Raw genomic sequence first — 16,055 nt, 5'->3', positions numbered from 1 at the left:
GGCGTGCCCTCCCCCACGCTCGTCTTCGACGGCGACTGCGCCTTCTGCACCAGCGCCGTCGGCGTCGCCCGCCGGGTCCTGCCCGCCTCCGTGACGGTGGTGGCCTGGCAGTTCGCCGACCTGGCGGCCCTGGGCACCACCGCCGGGCGCGCGCAGCAGGAGGTGCTGTGGGTCGACGCCGACGGCACCGTCTCCGGCGGGGCCGCGGCCGTCGCCCGGCTGCTGCGTGCCGCGGGGCTGCCGCTGTCGGTGCTCGGCGTGCTGATCTCGCTGCCGCCGCTGCGCTGGGTGGCGCCGCCGGTCTACCGGCTGATCGCGGCCAACCGGCACCGGCTGCCCGGGGGTACGCCGGCCTGCCGCCTGCCGCTCCGGGACTAGGCGGCGGCGTCCCGGCGGTTGGCCGCCAGCTGGAGCAGGTGCGGGGCGAGCGCCTCGGCGACCAGTGCGTAGCCGGCCGAGGAGGGGTGGAAGCGGTCGGCGGAGAACAGCGCCGGGTCGGCGCTGAACCGGGCGGCGAGCCCGGGCCCGACCGGCGCGACGACCCCGCCGGCGGCCTCGACGGCCCGGGTCTGGCGGGCGCGCAGCTGGTCGCAGATCCCGGCGACGACGGCGCGGAAGGCCGGTGGCACCCAGGCCACCGAGGAGAGGTCCGGCGTCGGGACGACGAGCACGGCGGTGCCCCGCTCCCGCAGCGTGCGCACGGCGCTGCCCAGCGCGGCGGCCGACCGGTCGGCGGGCACCTGACGGGTCAGGTCGTTGGCGCCGATGACGAGCAGGGCGAGGTCGGCGTCGACCGAGGCCGCCCGGTCCAGCTGCTCGGCCAGGCCGAGGGAGGTGGCGCCGGGGACCGCCAGCACGGACAGCTCGGTGGCCCGTCCGGACTCGCGGAGGACGCGGGTCAGCCGGGAACCGAGGGTGTCCTGCGGGCTCGCGGCACCGGTGCCGTAGGCGAGGGAGTCACCGAGGACGAGGAAGCGGAGCGTCACGCTCCGTACAACGACCCGGGTGGTGCCGCTGTGCCGTGATCCGGACCTCGTCGCCGGCTCAGCCGCCCTGGGCGAACAGCGCCGCGGCCTGCGCGTCGTCGACGAAGGGGTACTTCACCTTGAACTGGGCGAGGGCGTCGGGGACCGACAGGACGTGGGTCTCCCGCCGTCCCGCGGCGTCGACGGTCTGCACCGTGACCATCTCGGCGTTGATCGGGACCCAGTGCGTCTCGGCGTAGTCGGTGAAGACGTTCATGCCCCTCATCCTCACCGGTCGCCATGTCGACTGCCGGGCGCGGTGACCACGTCACTCTGCGTCGTTGCTCAAGGACGCCGCTGTGTGCGCCGACCTCTGTACCAGGTCGCCCGATCGGGCGACGGGACACGACGGAGGGAACGGGACATGGGCACCACGGCATCGACCCAGCGACGGACCGGACGACCGGTGCGCCGTCTGGCGGGAGTGGCCGTCGTGGCGGCGCTCAGCCTGGTGGCGTCCCCCGGCATCGCCGCGGCCGTCCCCACCAACCCCTCCGACGCCCAGATCGACGCCGCGCAGGAGCAGACGCAGACCGCCGCCCAGCAGGTCGAGGCGATCACCGCCGCGCTCGCCGGCGCCCAGGCCAGCGTCGACTCCGCCCGTGAGCAGTCGGCCATCGCGCTGGACGAGTTCCAGGGCAAGCAGGCCGAGCACGAGGCCGCCGAGGTCGCCGCCGACGCCGCCACCGCCGCGGCCGACGCCGCCGCCCGCGACCTCGAGGTGGCCCGGGCCGACGTCGCGGCCTTCGCCCGGCAGAGCTACCAGCAGGGCAGCACCTCCCCCACCCTCGAGGCGCTCACCACCGCCGACGGCCCGGCGCAGATGCTCGAGCGGGCCGCGCTGCTGGAGGCCGCGGGTGCCCACCAGGGCGACGTCGTCGTCCGGGTGACCGCCGCCGAGGAGCAGGCCCGGGCCGCCGAGGGCCAGGCGCAGGCCGCGCTGGCCGCGGCCGCGGCCCTGGAGCGGGAGGCCGCCGACGCGCTGGCCCTCGCCGAGCAGTACGAGGCCAGCGCCCGCGCCCAGGCCGCCGCCCTGGCCGTCCAGCAGGACGCCGTCGAGCAGCAGCTGGCCCAGGCCCGACAGAGCCTGCAGGGCCTGCAGGCCGCCCGCGCCGAGGCCGAGCGCTTCGCCGCCGAGCAGGCCGCGGCCGCCCGTGCCGCCGCCGCACGGGCCGAGTCCGAGCGGGCCGCCGCCGCGCAGCGCGCCGCCGCCGCGCCCGCCCCGCGTGCCACCGCCCCCGCGCCGCGCGGCACCACGCAGCCGGTGCAGGCCCCCGTCCGGAGCGTCCCCGTGGGCCCCGCGGCCGGCGCGGGCGACTCCTCGGCGGTCGAGACCGCGATCGCCGCGGCCCGCCGGCACATCGGCGTCATCTACTCCTGGGGCGGCGGCTCGCTGACCGGGCCCAGCATGGGCTGGGGCATCGACGCCGGGATCGTGGGTTTCGACTGCTCGGGCCTGACCCGCTACGCCTACGCCCAGGCCGGCGTCGCCATCCCGCGCAACAGCCGCGCCCAGTACGCCGCGCTGCCCAAGGTGTCGCGCTCGGACCTGCAGCGCGGTGACCTGGTCTTCTGGGCCACCAACACCAGCAGCCCCGCGACCATCCACCACGTGGCCATCTACCTGGGCGACGACCGGATCCTGGAGGCCCCGCAGAGCGGCTCGCGCATCCGCGAGACCTCGATGCGCTGGGGCGGCTTCATCGGTGGGGCGCGCCCCACCGCCTAGAAGAAGGACCCCGTCGCCCCCCACCACTCGCGAGCTCATGGCGGGGCCCTGCGACGGGGCCGGATGACCCAGCCCCCGTCGCTCACGCGGCGGGGGCTGGGTCACGTTCAGGCGGGGACGGAGTCCAGTGCCTCGGCGGTGAGGGTGACCGAGCGCAGCCGGTCCTCGGTCGTCGGGGCCTGGTGGGCGACGATCAGCTCGTCGGCGTCCGCGGTCTTCACGAACCGCTCCAGGTGGTCGGCGACCTGCGGGGGCGTGCCGAGCGCGACGTGGGTGAACATCGAGTCGACGTGGTGCCCGGCTCCCTGCTCGAGCAGCAGGTCGGCCTCGGCGTCGGTGAAGCTGCGGCCACGGCCGAACAGCCCGATGGCCATCGTGCGGCGCATCGCCTGGAGGTTCTCCTGCGCGCGGGCCTCGGTGTCGGCGGCGATCACGTTGACGCCGGCGATCACGTGGGGCTCCTCGAGCTGCGCGGAGGGCTGGAACTCGCGCCGGTAGGTGGCCACCGCGGCCTCCAGCGCCTGCGGGGCGAAGTGGCTGGCGAAGGCGTAGGGCAGCCCCAGCGCGGCGGCCAGGTGGGCGCCGAACAGCGAGGAGCCCAAGATGTACAGCGGCACGCGCGAGCCCTTGCCCGGGACGGCGTCCACGCCCGGCACCCGGGTCTGGCCGGCCAGGTAGGCCTGCAGCTCCAGCACGTCCTGCGGGAAGGACTCCGCCGAGGCCGGGTCGCGACGCAGTGCGTACATCGTGTTCTGGTCCGAGCCGGGCGCGCGGCCCAGGCCCAGGTCGATGCGCCCGGGGTACATGGCCTCGAGCGTGCCGAACTGCTCGGCGATGGTGAGCGGCGAGTGGTTGGGCAGCATCACGCCGCCCGAGCCCAGCCGGATGGTGCTGGTGTGCGCGCCGACGTGCGAGATGAGCACGCTCGTCGCCGAGGAGGCGATGGTCGGCATGTTGTGGTGCTCGGCGTACCAGACACGCCGGTAGCCGTGCTCCTCCGCGCGCTGGGCGAGGGCGACGCTGGCGGCGATGCTGTTGCCGACGGTCTCCCCGCGGGCGATCGGGGCGAGGTCGAGGACGGACAGCGGGATGCGCATGAGGTGCCTTTCACGTCGGTTGACGGCTGCAACGCCCCGGACGGCGTGAGGCTTCCCCGTCCCCCGCCCGGCCTGTCCCGTCCGACTCGCCGTCCCCGGTGCGACCCCGCGCACGGACCCGGTGCGCATCGGCGTGACCGGTGTCACCCTGGATCGACCCTCGGCAGCCACGGGGCGTTCTCTCACGAGGAGTCGCCATGTTGTCCCAGAGCACCTGCGCACTGCACCGCATCGACCAGCGCCGCGCCGCCGTCGACGACCGGGTCGCCGCCTTCCGGCGACTGGCCGCCGGCAACGACCCCGGCGCCGTCCACGAGTTCGAACCGGTCTTCTTCAACGACCTCGTCATCGTGCTGGACGGCTGGTTCCCCGACCACGGGCCGGGGACCATCGACGGCGCCGCCTGCGCCGAGGTGCGGCTGGTCGCCGAGTCCCTGTCCCAGGGCAGCACCCTGCTGGCCGACCGGCACATCCGCTACGACGCCGGCCGCTCGGTGCTCCGGCTCCGGGTCGGCGACGAGATCGCCGTCCGGGAGGCGGAGTTCACCGCCCTGGCCAAGGCGTTCTTCGCCGAACTGGAGAGCCGGTACCTGTAGTCGCCGGGGTGCCGCAGCCCCTACGGTGTGCCGGTGCGCGACGGGGGGCCAGGACGACCGGCAGCGTCCGGTCACCCCGGGGTCACCCCGGGGACCCGTGAAGAGGTCAGGCACAGCGTCATGAGCCATGCAGTGCGCTCCGCGCACCCAGTGGCACGTCCCCCAGGGACTGGCTGGTCTCCCCGTCGCGCACCCCGCACCGCCGGGTGAGCACCGAACGCGCTCTCGCCGCGACCGCCTCCGGGATCGCCGACGCGCTGCTGGCCGGCCCGTGGCGCCGCCGGGAGATGGTCCGGCGGGTCGCGGTCTCCCTGGGCATGGCCCGCGCGCAGACCTGGGTCGGCACGATGGTCGGGGAGGTGCAGACCGCCCACCCGCGCCCGCCGGTCGACCGGCCGCGGGAGCTGTCCCGCTTCGTCCGGACCACGCAGGGCTTCGCCCGCGGTCATGCCGCTCCCCCGCTCCCCCGGGTCGTGCGCCGGCAGCCGGTGCCGACCACGCTGGCCTGGCAGCGGCACCCGGTCACCGACCTGCCCGACCAGGCCGCGGTGGCCCGGCTGCTGGACGTCGACGCCGGCGAGCTCGCCTGGTTCGCCGACACCCGGGGGCTGGAGCGCACGGCGGGCGAGGCGCTGCGGCACTACCGCTGGCACGCCGTCGACCGCCCGCACGGCGTCCGGCTGCTCGCCGCCCCGAAGCCCCGGCTCAAGGAGGCCCAGCGCCGGCTGCTGCGGCACGTGCTGGCGCCAGTCCCCGTCCACGACGCTGCGCACGGGTGCGTGCCCGGACGGTCGGTGCGCACCGCGGTGGCGCCGCACGCCGGGTCCGCCGTCGTCCTGCGGATGGACCTCGAGGCGTTCTTCGCCGGCATCCCCGCCGGGCGGGTGCACGGGCTGCTGCTCGGCGCGGCCGGGCTGCCCGAGCCGGTCGCACACGTGGTCACCGGGCTGGTGACCACCGTCGTCCCGGCGCAGGTGTGGCGGGCGCTGCCGGTCCCCGCGGACGTCGACGCGCGGGACCGGCACCACCGGCTGGGCCGCCGCCTCGCGATCGCGCACCTGCCCCAGGGCGCCCCGACGTCCCCGGCGCTGGCGAACCTGGTCTGCTTCCGGCTGGACCGGCGGCTGACCGCCCTGGCCGCGTCGCACGGCGCCCGCTACACCCGCTACGTCGACGACCTGACCTTCAGCGGCGGGAGGTCGGTGGGCGGGGAGCGATTCGCCGGGCTGGTCGCCGAGGTGGTGGCCGAGGAGGGCTTCCGGGTCAACCCGGCCAAGACGTCGGCGGTCGGCGCGGGTCGCCGGCAGTCGGTGCTCGGCGCGGTGGTCAACGTGCACCCTGCGCTGCCCCGTCGGGAGCGCGACGCGCTGCGGGCGCTGCTGCACAACTGCGCGACCCACGGGTGGGCCGGCCAGACGCGCGGCCGGGACCCGGGCACCTTCCGGGACCACGTGCTGGGCCGCGTCGCCTGGGCCGGGTCGCTCGACCCGGTGTTCGGCGCCCGGCTCGCCGCCCTCGCCGAGCGGATCGACTGGGCCGCGGCGGACTAGCGGCTCTGCAGGGCGTCCAGGGCGACGGCCATGGAGGCGGCGACGCGGAAGTCCAGCCGCGGGTCGGGGACGGTGACGGTGTAGCGGTCGCGGACGGCCATCTTGCGCTCGCTGGTGAGCACCGGCGCCCCGGTCTTGGAGTCGAGGAAGTCGAAGTGGAAGACGAAGGGCACCCAGATGTCGCCGATGTAGGGGATCAGGTCCCAGAACCGGCGCAGCAGGGCGATCGAGAGCTTGCGCTCCTGCCCGACCGCCTCGACGCCGGGCGCGCTCAGCTTCCAGGTCGAGCGCAGCAGGCTGGCGCCGAACTCCTTGCTGAACATGCCCAGCGGGGCGCCGTACTCGTCGAACACGTCGTGCTGCGCGTTGACGTCGAGCACCTGACGGGCCTTGAAGGAGAACACCCGGCGGCTCTTGGACTCGTCGGCGTAGAAGACCACCTCCTCCTTCAGCTTCATCCGCTTCTGCTCGGCCAGGGCCATCAGCGGCCCCTCGGTGCCGTCGGGGTTGGCCGCGCGGACCTCGTAGCGGTTGACCATCACCGTGATCCGCTGCCGGATGAAGAACAGCGGGACGACCATGGCGGCCTGGGGCTGGGATGCGGGTGGGACGGTCACGGCAGGGGCTCCCCGGGAAGTCGGACGACGAGGCCGATCCTGCCCCATCGCGCCGCAGGCGGCCGAGGTCCGGACGCCGACGGGACCTCCCCCGGGCGCCGCCGACCGCCGTCCTGCCCGCCGGTGCCGGCGACGACCGGTGCCGTACCGAGAGGCACGCGCCCGATGACGTACACGCAGGGACCGTGGACCCCGCCGACCGACCCGTACCAGCCAGCCCCTCCGCGCCGGCGGTCCCGCTGGCTCACCATCGGCCTGCCGATCGGTCTGCTGGTGTTCGTCTGCCTCGGTGTCGCGGTCTGGTTCGGCGTCCGCGCGTTCCTGGGCTCGCTCGGCCCGGCCCAGCAGGCTGCCGAGGACTACGCGACGGCGCTGGTGGACGGCCGGTGGGACGACGCCCAGGGTCAGCTCTGCGGGGGCGACCGGTCGGTGGTCACCGCGGACGCGCTGGCGCAGGAGCACTCGTCGCCCGACCTCACCGGCTACCGGCTGGAGGGCATCGAGGTGGTCAGCAGCAACGGCCGCACGTCGGGCGCGGCGCGCCTGGTGTTCGAGACCGCGAGCGGGCTGGACACCACCACCGTGCTGCCGCTGGAGGAGGACGGGGACACCTGGCGCCCCTGCCCGTGAGCAGGGGCCCGGGTCAGCGCTGCTGGCGCCGGGCGACGAGGACCAGACCGCCGACCACCACGACGAGCGGCACCCAGGACGGCAGCCCGAACGGCCCGATGATCAGCGTGGCCAGGAAGATCAGCAGCTGGAAGGCGACGAAGAAGCCGACCAGCAGGACGACCCAGAACAGCACGGGTCGCTCGGCCTGCAGTTGACGCAGGTAGTTCATGGACTCTCCTCGATCGCGCGGCCCGGCCGGTCATCCTGGCGTCCCCGCCGGTGACGTCCTCCGGACATCGGCTGCAGGCGGCCGTTCTCCAGGCCAACGTCCCCGAGGCCCGGATGGATCCCAGTCGGGCGGACCGTCCCTCCACCGGGGGACGCGGTGGACCCACTCCGCGCCGGGCGCTGCTCAGCCCGGTCCACCCGCCCCGGCGTCCCGGCCCTCGGCCTCGGGATCCCTGCGCATCCCTGCGCGGATCCAGCGGTTGCCCCACCAGCAGGAGGCGACCAGCGCCCCGCTGACCAGGCAGATGCCCCACCTGCCGGCCGGGTCCGGCACGAGGTCGACCGGGAGGAACCACGCGCCCACGGCGAGGACCAGGAAGACGGTGCCGCTGACCCACGTCGCGGCGTACCTGGCCTTGGGCGAGACGGGACTGCCCCCGAAGAGCTCGTCGCCGAGCGTCATGGCCGTGACCCTCCTCCACTGGACCGTCGTCGGCGAGTGGAGGCGTGCAGCTCGTCCGGCTCAGACGTCGAAGCGGGAGGTCGATGGGGTGTTCGGACGTCGATGACCAGCCACGATGCGGTACTGCGGGCTCTTGCGGGCTGGACGACGCGACCTCGGCCCCCGACGGACCACCCGACCGGACGCTCTGTCAGGGCGGCTCGCGACCTGCTCGCCTCCGCTCCCGGCCGTCGTCCGTGATGGGTCCGCCGACCTCCCGGCGGACAGCGGCCAGCGCTGCCGCCCACCGTTCCCGGAGGACGGACCTCCGACCTCCGGCTGCCACCGGACTCCGGCAGGCGGAGTCGCGACGACCCCGCCACGGGGTGTTGTCCCGGTACAGCAGTGACGGTGGATCAGGTCGCCTCGGACCTCGGTGCGGTGTGGCCCGGCCCGGCCTCGGCTGGGCGCGGGCGGTCCTCCGGGTGCGCGCGGACGGCGAGGAGGGCGCAGTCGTCCTGCGGTGAGCTCCCGACCAGCTCCGCGAGCAGGTGGTCCAGGAGCTCCTCCAGCGTGCAGTCCACGCACTCGGTGAGGGTCCGGCGCAGGTCGACGATGCCCTCGTCGAGGTCGCGGCCGCGGCGCTCGATCAGCCCATCGGTGTACAGCAGGAGCGTCGCGCCGGGCGCGAGCACCTGGGTGTGGTCGTTGCGTCGGGCATCCGGCCGGACGCCGATCATCAGTTCCGGTGTCGTCTCCAGCACCTGGGTGCTGCCGTCGGGGCGCAGCAGGATCGGTGGCGGGTGCCCGGCGTTGGTCCAGCGCAGCCGGCGCAGTCCCTGCTCGGCGTCCTCCGGCGTCTGCTCGATCCGGGCGAGCACGAGGGTGGCCAGGCCCTCGACGTGCAGGCCCTCGACCGCCCGGTCCAATCGGCCCACGATCTCGGCCGGCGGGTCGACCCGGTCGTAGGCGAAGGCGCGCAGCAGCCCGCGGAGCTGCCCCATGTGCGCAGCAGCGGCGACGTCGTGACCGGTGACGTCGCCGATGACCAGCGCGGTGGCCCCGTCGGGCAGGACGACCGCGTCGTACCAGTCACCGCCCACCGACTCCCCCACTGCCGCCGGCACGTAGCGGGAGCGCAGCTCCAGGTGGTCCGGCTCGGGCAGTTGGGTCAGCAGCGACTGCTGCAGCACCTCCACCGCCGAACGCCGGTCGGCCAGGAGGCTGGCGCGCTGCACGGCCTGGGCCGTGTACCGCGCCAACGCCTGCAGCGCCGTCCGCTGCTGCGGGGGCAGCTCCATCGGCGAGTCCCAGATCAGCACGATCGCGCCGACGACGTCGGCACCGGCGAGCAGGGGCAGGTTGATGCTGGCGCCCATCGCCGGCAGCTCGGCGTGCGCGGTGACGCCGGGGTGGGCGGCCTTGAGTGCCGCGACGTCGCGGTGGAAGACCGTCTGCCGGGTGCGGACCGCGACGGCCAGGGGCGCGTCCTCGTCCCAGCCGATGCGGGACCAGGAGGCGTCCAGGTCGGCCGGCATCGCGACGGTGGTGACGAACTCCAGGGAGGTGCGGGCCGGGTCGGCGATCAGCAGCCCGCCGCTGGAGGCACCCAGCTCCGGGGCGAGCACACCGGTGACGGTGGCGGCGACGTCCTGCAGGGTCGTGGTGGCCGTCAGCGCCTCGCTCATGGTCAGCAGCAGCCGGCCGAAGCGCCCCGCCTCCTCCGCCGCCGCCTCCGCCCGCCGGGCCTCCTCGACCGCGGCGCGGGCCACGTCCCGCTCCCGCGCGGCCAGCACCTGCGCGGTGACGTCGCTCTGCACGCTGACCCGGTGGGTCACCACCCCTTCAGCGTCGAAGACCGGGGAGATGACGAGGTGGTTGTAGAAGGCCGAGCCGTCGTGGCGGTAGTTCAGGACGGTCGTGCTGACCGTCTCCTCACGCGCGAGACCGGCGCGCAGGGTGGCCAGCGGCTCGGGGTCGGTGTCCCGGCCCTGCAGGAACCGGCAGTTGCGGCCCAGCGCCTCCGCCGAGGTGTAGCCGGTGAGCTGCTCGAAGCTCGGTGACACCCAGATCAGCGGGTCGTCGTCGGCGGTGGGGTCGCTGATGGCCAGCGTCAGCCCGCTGGCCAGCACCGACCGGTGGGCACGGCTGTCGGCGGCTGCGGCCTGCGCACCGGCGATCGCCTCCGGGAACCGCACCGGCAGCAGGACCAGCAGCGCGCGGGCCCGCAGCGGCTCGGGTGCGCCCTGCAGCGGCATGCCGATCGCCCACAGCCACTCCCGGGCGCGGCTGGCCTCCGAGCGCAGGGCGGCACTGACCTGCCGCCCGCTCTCCGGGTCACCGGAGGCGATCGCGGTCAGCGGGGTGCTGCTGTCGGTGAGCTCACCACCGGAGAGGACCTGCAGCCCCGCGGCCCGCGACCAGTCCTCCACCCGGACCGGGAGGGTCAGGTCCGGGGCGAGCTGGAGGGCCAGGTCGTTGGCGAAGACGACCTGCTCGGCGTCCGTGTCGATCAACAGCACCGCGGCCGGGAAGTCGTGGGCCACGCTGGGCAGCTCCGCCGCCAGGGCCATCGACGCGCCGTCGACCGGTGAGTTCACCGCTGCAGCGTAGGAGGCCGCACGACCGGGCTGAGCGCGACCACCTCTCCTGCGTCACCCCGATCCGAGCCGGACCGTTCGTCGACGGGTCGGGCCGGGCCGCTGCGCCGAGGGCCGATGACCGGTGCGCCGGTGCGCCGGTGGCAGAGCCGTTGGTCGCCGACCGCAGCCAGGCTGCCGATGTGCGGCCGGGCACGTACGGTCAGCGCGCTGACCACAGAACTGCGGTCACGTCCGCCCACACCCTCGACACCGGACGTCGACCTCCGCACGATGGACCGTCCCCGAGCAGAGTGGGATCCCCGCGCACCCATGGACGCACCCCTGTGGTCGGAACGACCGCTGCCCCCACCGCTCTCCGGGCGACTCCCCGCCTGGGTCTGGGAGCTGCGGCAGGCAGCCGACCTGACCCGTTCCCGCACCGAGCTCCGCACCAGGGTGCTGGAGGCGGGAGTCCCACCGGGACACGTCGACGACGACGTCGAACGACTGCTGCTGGCCTACGAGGAGCTGGCGTCCAACGGCGTCCGGCACGGACGGGCACCGGTCCGTGCCGAGGTGACCGCCGCCGACGGCGGCTGGCTCATCGACGTCACCGACGCCGGGGTGCAGCACGCCCCGATCGCGGCACCGGACAGGGACCCGGCCACCGGCGGCCTGGGTCTCTACCTGATCACCCGGCTGTGCGACGCCTACGGCTGGTCGGTCAGCGGAGGCCGCAAGCACGTGTGGGGACACCTGGGGCTCGCTCCGACGTCCTGACCACCGCTCGTACGGCCGCCTCGGTCCGCTCGGTACCTGCACCTGGCCTCGTCGACCGCATCGACGTCCCGGCGCCCGGCCGGGATCAGTCCCGAGCGCGGTGGGTGGCCGCGGACCGGCGTGCGGTCAGTGCGTCCGCGCGGTCCCCGGCGCTGGCGGCCCGGTCCGCGGCGGCCGCGGCCCGATCGGCCGACGCGGCGGTCCGGTCATCGGCCGCGCCCGCCAGCTGCTGGTCGGCGTGCCGCAGGTCGTTGCGCAGCGTCGACCGCTGGATCCCGGCGGCGATCACGTCGCCGAACTGCACGTCCAGCCGCTGGAGCACGACCCGCAACAGCTCCGCCAATGGCTCGTCGGCCCCGGCGTCGATCGCGTCCTGGATGACCCGCCCCGCCTGCTGCAGGTGCACGTGCTGGTCGGCCTCGGCGGCGTCCAGGGCGTTCAGCCGCTGGGTCATCTCCCGGATCCGTCGGTGCGCCTCCTCCTCGCGCGTCCGCGCGTTCTCAGCGAGGTGGTCGGCCGCGTCGTCGCGGGCGCGGGCGGCCGTGTCCCGGTCCTGCGCCCGACGGTCGGCGGCCTCGGCTGCGTCGTCCCGCTGCTCCGCGCTGCGCCAGGACGAGCGCGCCCGCTGCTCACCTGCCCAAGGACTGTGCCCGTCGCCCGCGCGGTCGGGCTGCTGATCTGCCTGGTCTGACACGGTGCCCTCCACAGTGGGATCTGGTCCTGCTCGGCGTGCTCACGGACGTGGTCGGTCGGCCTCACCGGTGAAGACCAGCTGCTCGGCGACCTCCCGCAGTTTCACGTTGCGCCGCTGGCTCAGGTCACGCAGCCCGTCGAAGGCCTGCTCCGCGGTGAGCCCGTACCGCTCCATCAGGATGCCCATCGCCATCCCGATCTACCTGCTGCTCACCAGCGCGCGCCGCAGCTCCTCGCCGTCGGACAAGGCAGCGGCCAGCTCCGCCTGGGCCTGGACCAGCTCGTCCACAAGCTCGTCAGGGCTCACGCCGGACACCGTACGACGGACGTCGCCCGTACGCGTGTGCCGACCATCCGGTGGGACACCTCCATGAGGTCGGCGAGCTGAGCCGACTGGTGGTACCTGGCGCTCGCGTCGGCGCATCGGCCGGCCAGGAGGCCAGGGACCTCATCGAGCAGGTCCGCGTCGCGCTGGCCTCCTCCGCCCTGGACCTGCCCGGGGCCGCGCTGTTGCCCGAGCGCCTCGCCCGCGCCGCCGCCGAGGCCCCCCTCGGCTCCCGGTGGGCGGCCCGACGCGACGCGCTCGCGGTGCTGCGCGCCCGCGCCCGCGCCCGCGCCCGTGCCGAGGGCGTGACCCTCGACGAACTCGCCCGGCAGGTCCTCGACCGGGACGTCCCGGTCGAGGACCTGGCGCTGGACCGGGACCGCTCCCAGTGACCACCCCCGCGCGTCGCCATGGGCAGCTGGAGTCAGGGCCGTCCACGGCCAGGGCCAGGGTGAGCGGCTCCCCCTCGTCGGTCGAGACCTGTCGTCCTCGCCTGTGGACGTCCTGTCTCCGTGTCGCCCCCGGTCCAGCAGGTCGATGGTGGTGACCCCGCACTCCTGGCGTGACGGACACTGCACTCCGGCCCCCTCGCAGACGGATCGGCGTAGGGTCGAGGCGAAGTGCCGCGTCGATCCCACGGCGCGTGTTCGCGGAGTCCCGGTCCGGGATTTCTGCCGAGGCCCTCATCCCCGGTGCACGTCACACCGGAGCTGAGCCATGCCGCACGCTGATCGACGCCCGTCCCTGTCCACCGCCCAGGCCCTCGAGCAGCTCGCCGGCCTGCCGCTGCAGGACACCTCGACCGCGAAGCTGCTGCAGACGGTGGCGGACCTGACCCAGCAGGTCGTTCCCGGGGGCGTCGAGGCGTCGGTCACCCTCCTGGACGGGCAGCGTCCCACCACCGCAGCCACCACGGGCCCGCTCTCCGCAGCGCTCGACGAGGCGCAGTACGCATCAGACCAGGGGCCCTGCCTGCACTCGGCCGTCACCGGGGAGCCGATCGAGGTCGCCGACACCCGCTCCGAGAGCCGTTGGGCCGCGTTCGTGCAGCAGGCACTGGCCCACGGCACGCTGAGCTCCCTCTCGGTGCCCCTGCCCATCTCCACGGACCTGGCCGGGTCGCTGAACATCTACGCCCCGCAGGTGGGCGCCTTCACGGACGAGGCACGCTCGGCCGCCGTCCGGCTCGCCTCCTACGCGGCCGGCGCTGCCCGGAACGTGCGCGACTACGAGGCCACCCAGACGTTGGTCGAGCGGCTCCGGACGGAGCTCGAGCGCGACGACGTCGTCCACCAGGCCGAGGGCATGGTGATCGAGCGGCACGACGTGTCCGCCGAGGCCGCCCACCACCTCCTCACCGAGGCGGCCGGCCGGGCCGGCAGCACGGTGCAGCACGTGGCGGCCCGTCTCGTGGGGACCGGCGAACTGCCCGACTGCGGCCCCGCTGACGCCGGCCCGTGAGCGTGCCCGCCGACCGCGACCCGGCCTCGGGCGGGCGGACTGGGGCTGCACCTGATCGCCCGCCTGTCCGCCGCCGTCGGCTGGGCGGTCATCGGCACCCGCGAGCACGTGTGGGCGGCAGTCCTCCCCGCGTCCTGCGTGACCGCCTGAGGCCGACCCCTCAGCGGGTTCCGGCGAGCGCTGGGTGGGTCAGCGGCGAGCGGCCGGCCGCAGCAGCTCCCCGGTCCGGACCAGGTGGTCGGCGACGTCGCGCAGTTTGCGGTTGGTGAGCTGCGAGGTCTGGGACAGGGCCTGGAAGGCCTGCTCGGCGGTCAGCTTGCCGCGCTCCATCAGGATGCCCTTGGCCTGGTCGATGACCGCTCGGGACTGCAGGGCCACCTCGAGGTTCCCCGCGACGTCGCGGGCGGCCTGCAGGGCGTGCATGTTGGTGACCGCGTGAGCGGCGGCACGGGCGAACCGGGCGGCGGCGGCGTGGTCGGACCGGTCGAACACGTGGTCCGCGGTGCTGTAGATGTTCAGTGCAGCGTGCAGACCGGTCACCGGCACGGGCAGCGCGAGTGAACTGTGGCTGCCGCGCTCGACGGCCCGGGGCATGTAGGCCGGCCACCGTGCGTCGGTGCGTGCGTCGGTGATCTCCATCAGCTCACCGGTCCTCGCCGCGTGCAGGCACGGGCCGTGGCCGTGCTCGTACTGCGTCTCGTCCAGGTCCAGGGCCAGCTGCCCGCTGTAGGCGGCGGTGGCCGGACGGGACCCGACGACGACCGTGAGTGAGGCCTGCACGTGCCCGGGCAGGCTGCTCGTGGTCGTGTCGACGACCGCTTGCAGGAGGGTGTCCATCGAGTGTCCGCTCAGGACCAGCGCGTGGACCTGATCGACGGCTGCATCCGTGCTGACGGGCGGGTTGCCGGTGTCGGGCACCGTGCCCCCTTCTGGCCACGACTGGGCGGGAGCTCCGCTCAGCGTCAACACCCAGGGGTGACCCAGCACGGGTGCACCAGTGTCAGATGCACCAAGGCCGTTGGGACGAGGTCCCGTGACCACCACACCGTACCGCCACGCGATCGTGCCGACCTCGAACCTTCGCTCACAGGACGGTCGGACCACGCCGAGGTGCGGCGTCTCGGTCCGGGACATCGACGATCGACCTGGCGTCCGCCGCACTCGACGATCCTGCGCACTCCGTGCGGACTGGACGTCGCTGACGAGCCACTGACCTGGGAGTCTCCGCTCCGTCAGACGTTGAAGCGGAACTCCACGACGTCGCCGTCGGCCATGACGTACTCCTTGCCCTCGATCCGCACCCAGCCCCTGGTCTTGGCCACGGCCATCGAGCCGGCCTCCATCAGCTGGTCGAAGCCGACGATCTCGGCCTTGATGAAGCCGCGCTGGAAGTCGGTGTGGATGACGCCGGCGGCCTCGGGCGCGGTGGCGCCGACCGGGATCGTCCAGGCCCGCGACTCCTGCGGCCCGGCGGTCAGGTAGGTCTGCAGGCCGAGGGTTCGGAAGCCGACGCGGGCCAGCTGGTCCAGCCCCGGCTCGTCCTGGCCGATGGAGGCCAGCAGCTCGGCGGCCTCCTCCTCGGGCAGCTCGATCAGCTCGGACTCGGTCTGGGCGTCCAGGAAGATCGCCTCGGCCGGGGCGACGAGCGCGCGCAGCTGGTCGAGCTGCTCGGCGTTGCCGAGCTCGTCGGCGTCGACGTTGAACACGTACAGGAACGGCTTGGTCGTCAGCAGCGTCAGCTCGCGCAGCGGCTCGGGGTCGACCCCGGCGGCGAACAGCGTCTTCCCGCTGTTGAGCACCTCCTGCGCAGCGACGGCGGCGTCGTGCAGGACCCTGCGCTCCTTGTCCTTGCGCGACTCCTTCTCCAGCCGCGGGATCGCCTTCTCCAGCGTCTGCATGTCGGCCAGGACGAGCTCGGTGTTGATGGTCTCGATGTCGTCGGCCGGGTCGACCTTGCCCTCGACGTGCACGACGTCGGGGTCGCTGAACACCCGGATCACCTGGCAGATGGCGTCGCTCTCGCGGATGTTGGCCAGGAACTTGTTGCCCAGGCCCTGCCCCTCGCTGGCGCCGCGCACGATGCCCGCGATGTCCACGAACGACACCGTCGCCGGGACGGTCTTCTTCGAGTCGAAGACCTCGGCGAGCTTCGCCAGCCGCGGGTCGGGCACGCCCACCACCCCGACGTTGGGCTCGATCGTGGCGAACGGGTAGTTCGCCGCGAGCACGTCGTTCTTGGTCAGGGCGTTGAACAGCGTCGACTTGCCGACGTTGGGCAGGCCGACGATGCCGATGGTGAGACTCACGAGAGACGAGCT

Annotated in this window: 19 protein-coding genes; 8 read left to right on the top strand and 11 right to left on the bottom strand. The window is 74.4% G+C overall.

The window, feature by feature from the left end; genetic code table 11:
• Window positions 1–3: 3 nt before the first annotated feature.
• Window positions 4–378, top strand: coding sequence for a thiol-disulfide oxidoreductase DCC family protein (locus O2W14_RS16005; RefSeq protein WP_269177105.1), 375 nt, complete (start codon window positions 4–6; stop codon window positions 376–378).
• Here O2W14_RS16005 and O2W14_RS16000 read toward each other — a convergent pair.
• Together O2W14_RS16000 and O2W14_RS15995 are read right to left on the bottom strand one after the other, a co-directional pair.
• The gene (locus tag O2W14_RS16000; RefSeq protein WP_269177104.1) at window positions 375–986 is read right to left on the bottom strand and encodes an SGNH/GDSL hydrolase family protein; all 612 of its coding nucleotides are present in this window, start codon (window positions 984–986) and stop codon (window positions 375–377) included. The genes O2W14_RS16005 and O2W14_RS16000 overlap by 4 nt on opposite strands.
• A 58-nt stretch (window positions 987–1,044) precedes the next feature.
• Entirely contained in the window at window positions 1,045–1,242 is a 198-nt protein-coding gene (locus O2W14_RS15995; protein ID WP_269177103.1) for a hypothetical protein, read from the bottom strand.
• Window positions 1,243–1,431: 189 nt separating this feature from the next.
• Between O2W14_RS15995 and O2W14_RS15990 the strand changes: the two genes are divergently transcribed.
• The gene (locus tag O2W14_RS15990; protein ID WP_269177102.1) at window positions 1,432–2,754 is read left to right on the top strand and encodes a C40 family peptidase; all 1,323 of its coding nucleotides are present in this window, start codon (window positions 1,432–1,434) and stop codon (window positions 2,752–2,754) included.
• 107 nt (window positions 2,755–2,861) lie between these two features.
• On the opposite strand, the gene O2W14_RS15985 is transcribed toward O2W14_RS15990, so the two are convergent.
• Window positions 2,862–3,851, bottom strand: a complete 990-nt coding sequence (locus tag O2W14_RS15985) for an LLM class flavin-dependent oxidoreductase (RefSeq protein ID WP_269177101.1) — start codon at window positions 3,849–3,851, stop codon at window positions 2,862–2,864.
• A 197-nt stretch (window positions 3,852–4,048) separates the two neighbouring features.
• On the opposite strand from O2W14_RS15985, the gene O2W14_RS15980 reads away from it, so the two are divergent.
• Window positions 4,049–4,447 (top strand): hypothetical protein, encoded by a 399-nt coding sequence (locus tag O2W14_RS15980; RefSeq protein WP_269177100.1) that lies wholly within the window; start codon window positions 4,049–4,051, stop codon window positions 4,445–4,447.
• A 206-nt stretch (window positions 4,448–4,653) separates the two neighbouring features.
• The gene (locus O2W14_RS15975) at window positions 4,654–5,997 is read left to right on the top strand and encodes a reverse transcriptase family protein (protein WP_269177099.1); all 1,344 of its coding nucleotides are present in this window, start codon (window positions 4,654–4,656) and stop codon (window positions 5,995–5,997) included.
• On the opposite strand, the gene O2W14_RS15970 is transcribed toward O2W14_RS15975, so the two are convergent.
• Window positions 5,994–6,614, bottom strand: a complete 621-nt coding sequence (locus tag O2W14_RS15970; protein WP_269177098.1) for a hypothetical protein — start codon at window positions 6,612–6,614, stop codon at window positions 5,994–5,996. The genes O2W14_RS15975 and O2W14_RS15970 overlap by 4 nt on opposite strands.
• 165 nt (window positions 6,615–6,779) lie before the next feature.
• Between O2W14_RS15970 and O2W14_RS15965 the strand changes: the two genes are divergently transcribed.
• Window positions 6,780–7,244 carry a hypothetical protein gene (locus O2W14_RS15965; protein WP_269177097.1) on the top strand — a complete coding sequence of 155 codons (465 nt, stop codon included), beginning with the start codon at window positions 6,780–6,782 and terminating at the stop codon, window positions 7,242–7,244.
• Window positions 7,245–7,257: 13 nt separating this feature from the next.
• Here O2W14_RS15965 and O2W14_RS15960 read toward each other — a convergent pair whose 3' ends face one another.
• From O2W14_RS15960 to O2W14_RS15950, 3 genes are all read right to left on the bottom strand, one after another.
• Window positions 7,258–7,455 (bottom strand): hypothetical protein, encoded by a 198-nt coding sequence (locus O2W14_RS15960; protein WP_269177096.1) that lies wholly within the window; start codon window positions 7,453–7,455, stop codon window positions 7,258–7,260.
• Between the two features lie 183 nt (window positions 7,456–7,638).
• Window positions 7,639–7,917, bottom strand: coding sequence for a hypothetical protein (locus O2W14_RS15955; protein ID WP_269177095.1), 279 nt, complete (start codon window positions 7,915–7,917; stop codon window positions 7,639–7,641).
• A gap of 395 nt (window positions 7,918–8,312) precedes the next feature.
• A complete protein-coding gene (locus O2W14_RS15950; protein ID WP_269177094.1) occupies window positions 8,313–10,496 on the bottom strand; it encodes a PP2C family protein-serine/threonine phosphatase in 2,184 nt (727 codons plus the stop codon).
• 312 nt (window positions 10,497–10,808) lie between these two features.
• Here O2W14_RS15950 and O2W14_RS15945 point away from each other — a divergent pair, with 312 nt between their 5' ends.
• Window positions 10,809–11,258 (top strand): ATP-binding protein, encoded by a 450-nt coding sequence (locus tag O2W14_RS15945; RefSeq protein WP_269177093.1) that lies wholly within the window; start codon window positions 10,809–10,811, stop codon window positions 11,256–11,258.
• A gap of 85 nt (window positions 11,259–11,343) precedes the next feature.
• Here O2W14_RS15945 and O2W14_RS15940 read toward each other — a convergent pair whose 3' ends face one another.
• Both O2W14_RS15940 and O2W14_RS15935 read right to left on the bottom strand, forming a co-directional pair.
• Window positions 11,344–11,952, bottom strand: coding sequence for a hypothetical protein (locus O2W14_RS15940; RefSeq protein WP_269177092.1), 609 nt, complete (start codon window positions 11,950–11,952; stop codon window positions 11,344–11,346).
• Between the two features lie 39 nt (window positions 11,953–11,991).
• Window positions 11,992–12,144 (bottom strand): ANTAR domain-containing protein, encoded by a 153-nt coding sequence (locus O2W14_RS15935; protein ID WP_269177091.1) that lies wholly within the window; start codon window positions 12,142–12,144, stop codon window positions 11,992–11,994.
• 164 nt (window positions 12,145–12,308) lie between these two features.
• On the opposite strand from O2W14_RS15935, the gene O2W14_RS15930 reads away from it, so the two are divergent.
• Complete coding sequence (locus O2W14_RS15930; protein ID WP_269177090.1) at window positions 12,309–12,668, top strand: hypothetical protein; 360 nt, start codon at window positions 12,309–12,311, stop codon at window positions 12,666–12,668.
• A gap of 325 nt (window positions 12,669–12,993) precedes the next feature.
• Window positions 12,994–13,737, top strand: a complete 744-nt coding sequence (locus tag O2W14_RS15925; RefSeq protein WP_269177089.1) for a GAF and ANTAR domain-containing protein — start codon at window positions 12,994–12,996, stop codon at window positions 13,735–13,737.
• 189 nt (window positions 13,738–13,926) lie between these two features.
• Here the strand turns inward: O2W14_RS15925 and O2W14_RS15920 are convergent, their stop codons facing one another.
• Entirely contained in the window at window positions 13,927–14,574 is a 648-nt protein-coding gene (locus O2W14_RS15920; protein ID WP_269177088.1) for a GAF and ANTAR domain-containing protein, read from the bottom strand.
• A 395-nt stretch (window positions 14,575–14,969) separates the two neighbouring features.
• Entirely contained in the window at window positions 14,970–16,043 is a 1,074-nt protein-coding gene (gene ychF / locus O2W14_RS15915) for a redox-regulated ATPase YchF (protein WP_269177087.1), read from the bottom strand.
• Window positions 16,044–16,055: the final 12 nt, after the last annotated feature.

The sequence above is a fragment of the Modestobacter sp. VKM Ac-2986 genome (assembly GCF_026967795.1).
In the GTDB taxonomy this organism is placed as follows: Bacteria; Actinomycetota; Actinomycetes; order Mycobacteriales; family Geodermatophilaceae; genus Modestobacter.
The sequence above is the reverse complement of the archived record's forward strand: the minus strand, read 5'-3'. Positions and strand labels throughout refer to the sequence as shown.

What these genes read in the sequence shown, in the direction of transcription:
- O2W14_RS15995 (WP_269177103.1), bottom strand. Translation starts at nt 1,242, where the DNA reads ATGAACGTCTTCACCGACTACGCCGAGACGCACTGGGTCCCGATCAAC.
- O2W14_RS15985 (WP_269177101.1), bottom strand. Translation starts at nt 3,851, where the DNA reads ATGCGCATCCCGCTGTCCGTCCTCGACCTCGCCCCGATCGCCCGCGGG.
- O2W14_RS15980 (WP_269177100.1), top strand. Translation starts at nt 4,049, where the DNA reads ATGTTGTCCCAGAGCACCTGCGCACTGCACCGCATCGACCAGCGCCGC.
- O2W14_RS15965 (WP_269177097.1), top strand. Translation starts at nt 6,780, where the DNA reads ATGACGTACACGCAGGGACCGTGGACCCCGCCGACCGACCCGTACCAG.
- O2W14_RS15960 (WP_269177096.1), bottom strand. Translation starts at nt 7,455, where the DNA reads ATGAACTACCTGCGTCAACTGCAGGCCGAGCGACCCGTGCTGTTCTGG.
- O2W14_RS15955 (WP_269177095.1), bottom strand. Translation starts at nt 7,917, where the DNA reads ATGACGCTCGGCGACGAGCTCTTCGGGGGCAGTCCCGTCTCGCCCAAG.
- O2W14_RS15945 (WP_269177093.1), top strand. Translation starts at nt 10,809, where the DNA reads ATGGACGCACCCCTGTGGTCGGAACGACCGCTGCCCCCACCGCTCTCC.
- O2W14_RS15935 (WP_269177091.1), bottom strand. Translation starts at nt 12,144, where the DNA reads ATGGCGATGGGCATCCTGATGGAGCGGTACGGGCTCACCGCGGAGCAG.
- O2W14_RS15925 (WP_269177089.1), top strand. Translation starts at nt 12,994, where the DNA reads ATGCCGCACGCTGATCGACGCCCGTCCCTGTCCACCGCCCAGGCCCTC.
- O2W14_RS15920 (WP_269177088.1), bottom strand. Translation starts at nt 14,574, where the DNA reads ATGGACACCCTCCTGCAAGCGGTCGTCGACACGACCACGAGCAGCCTG.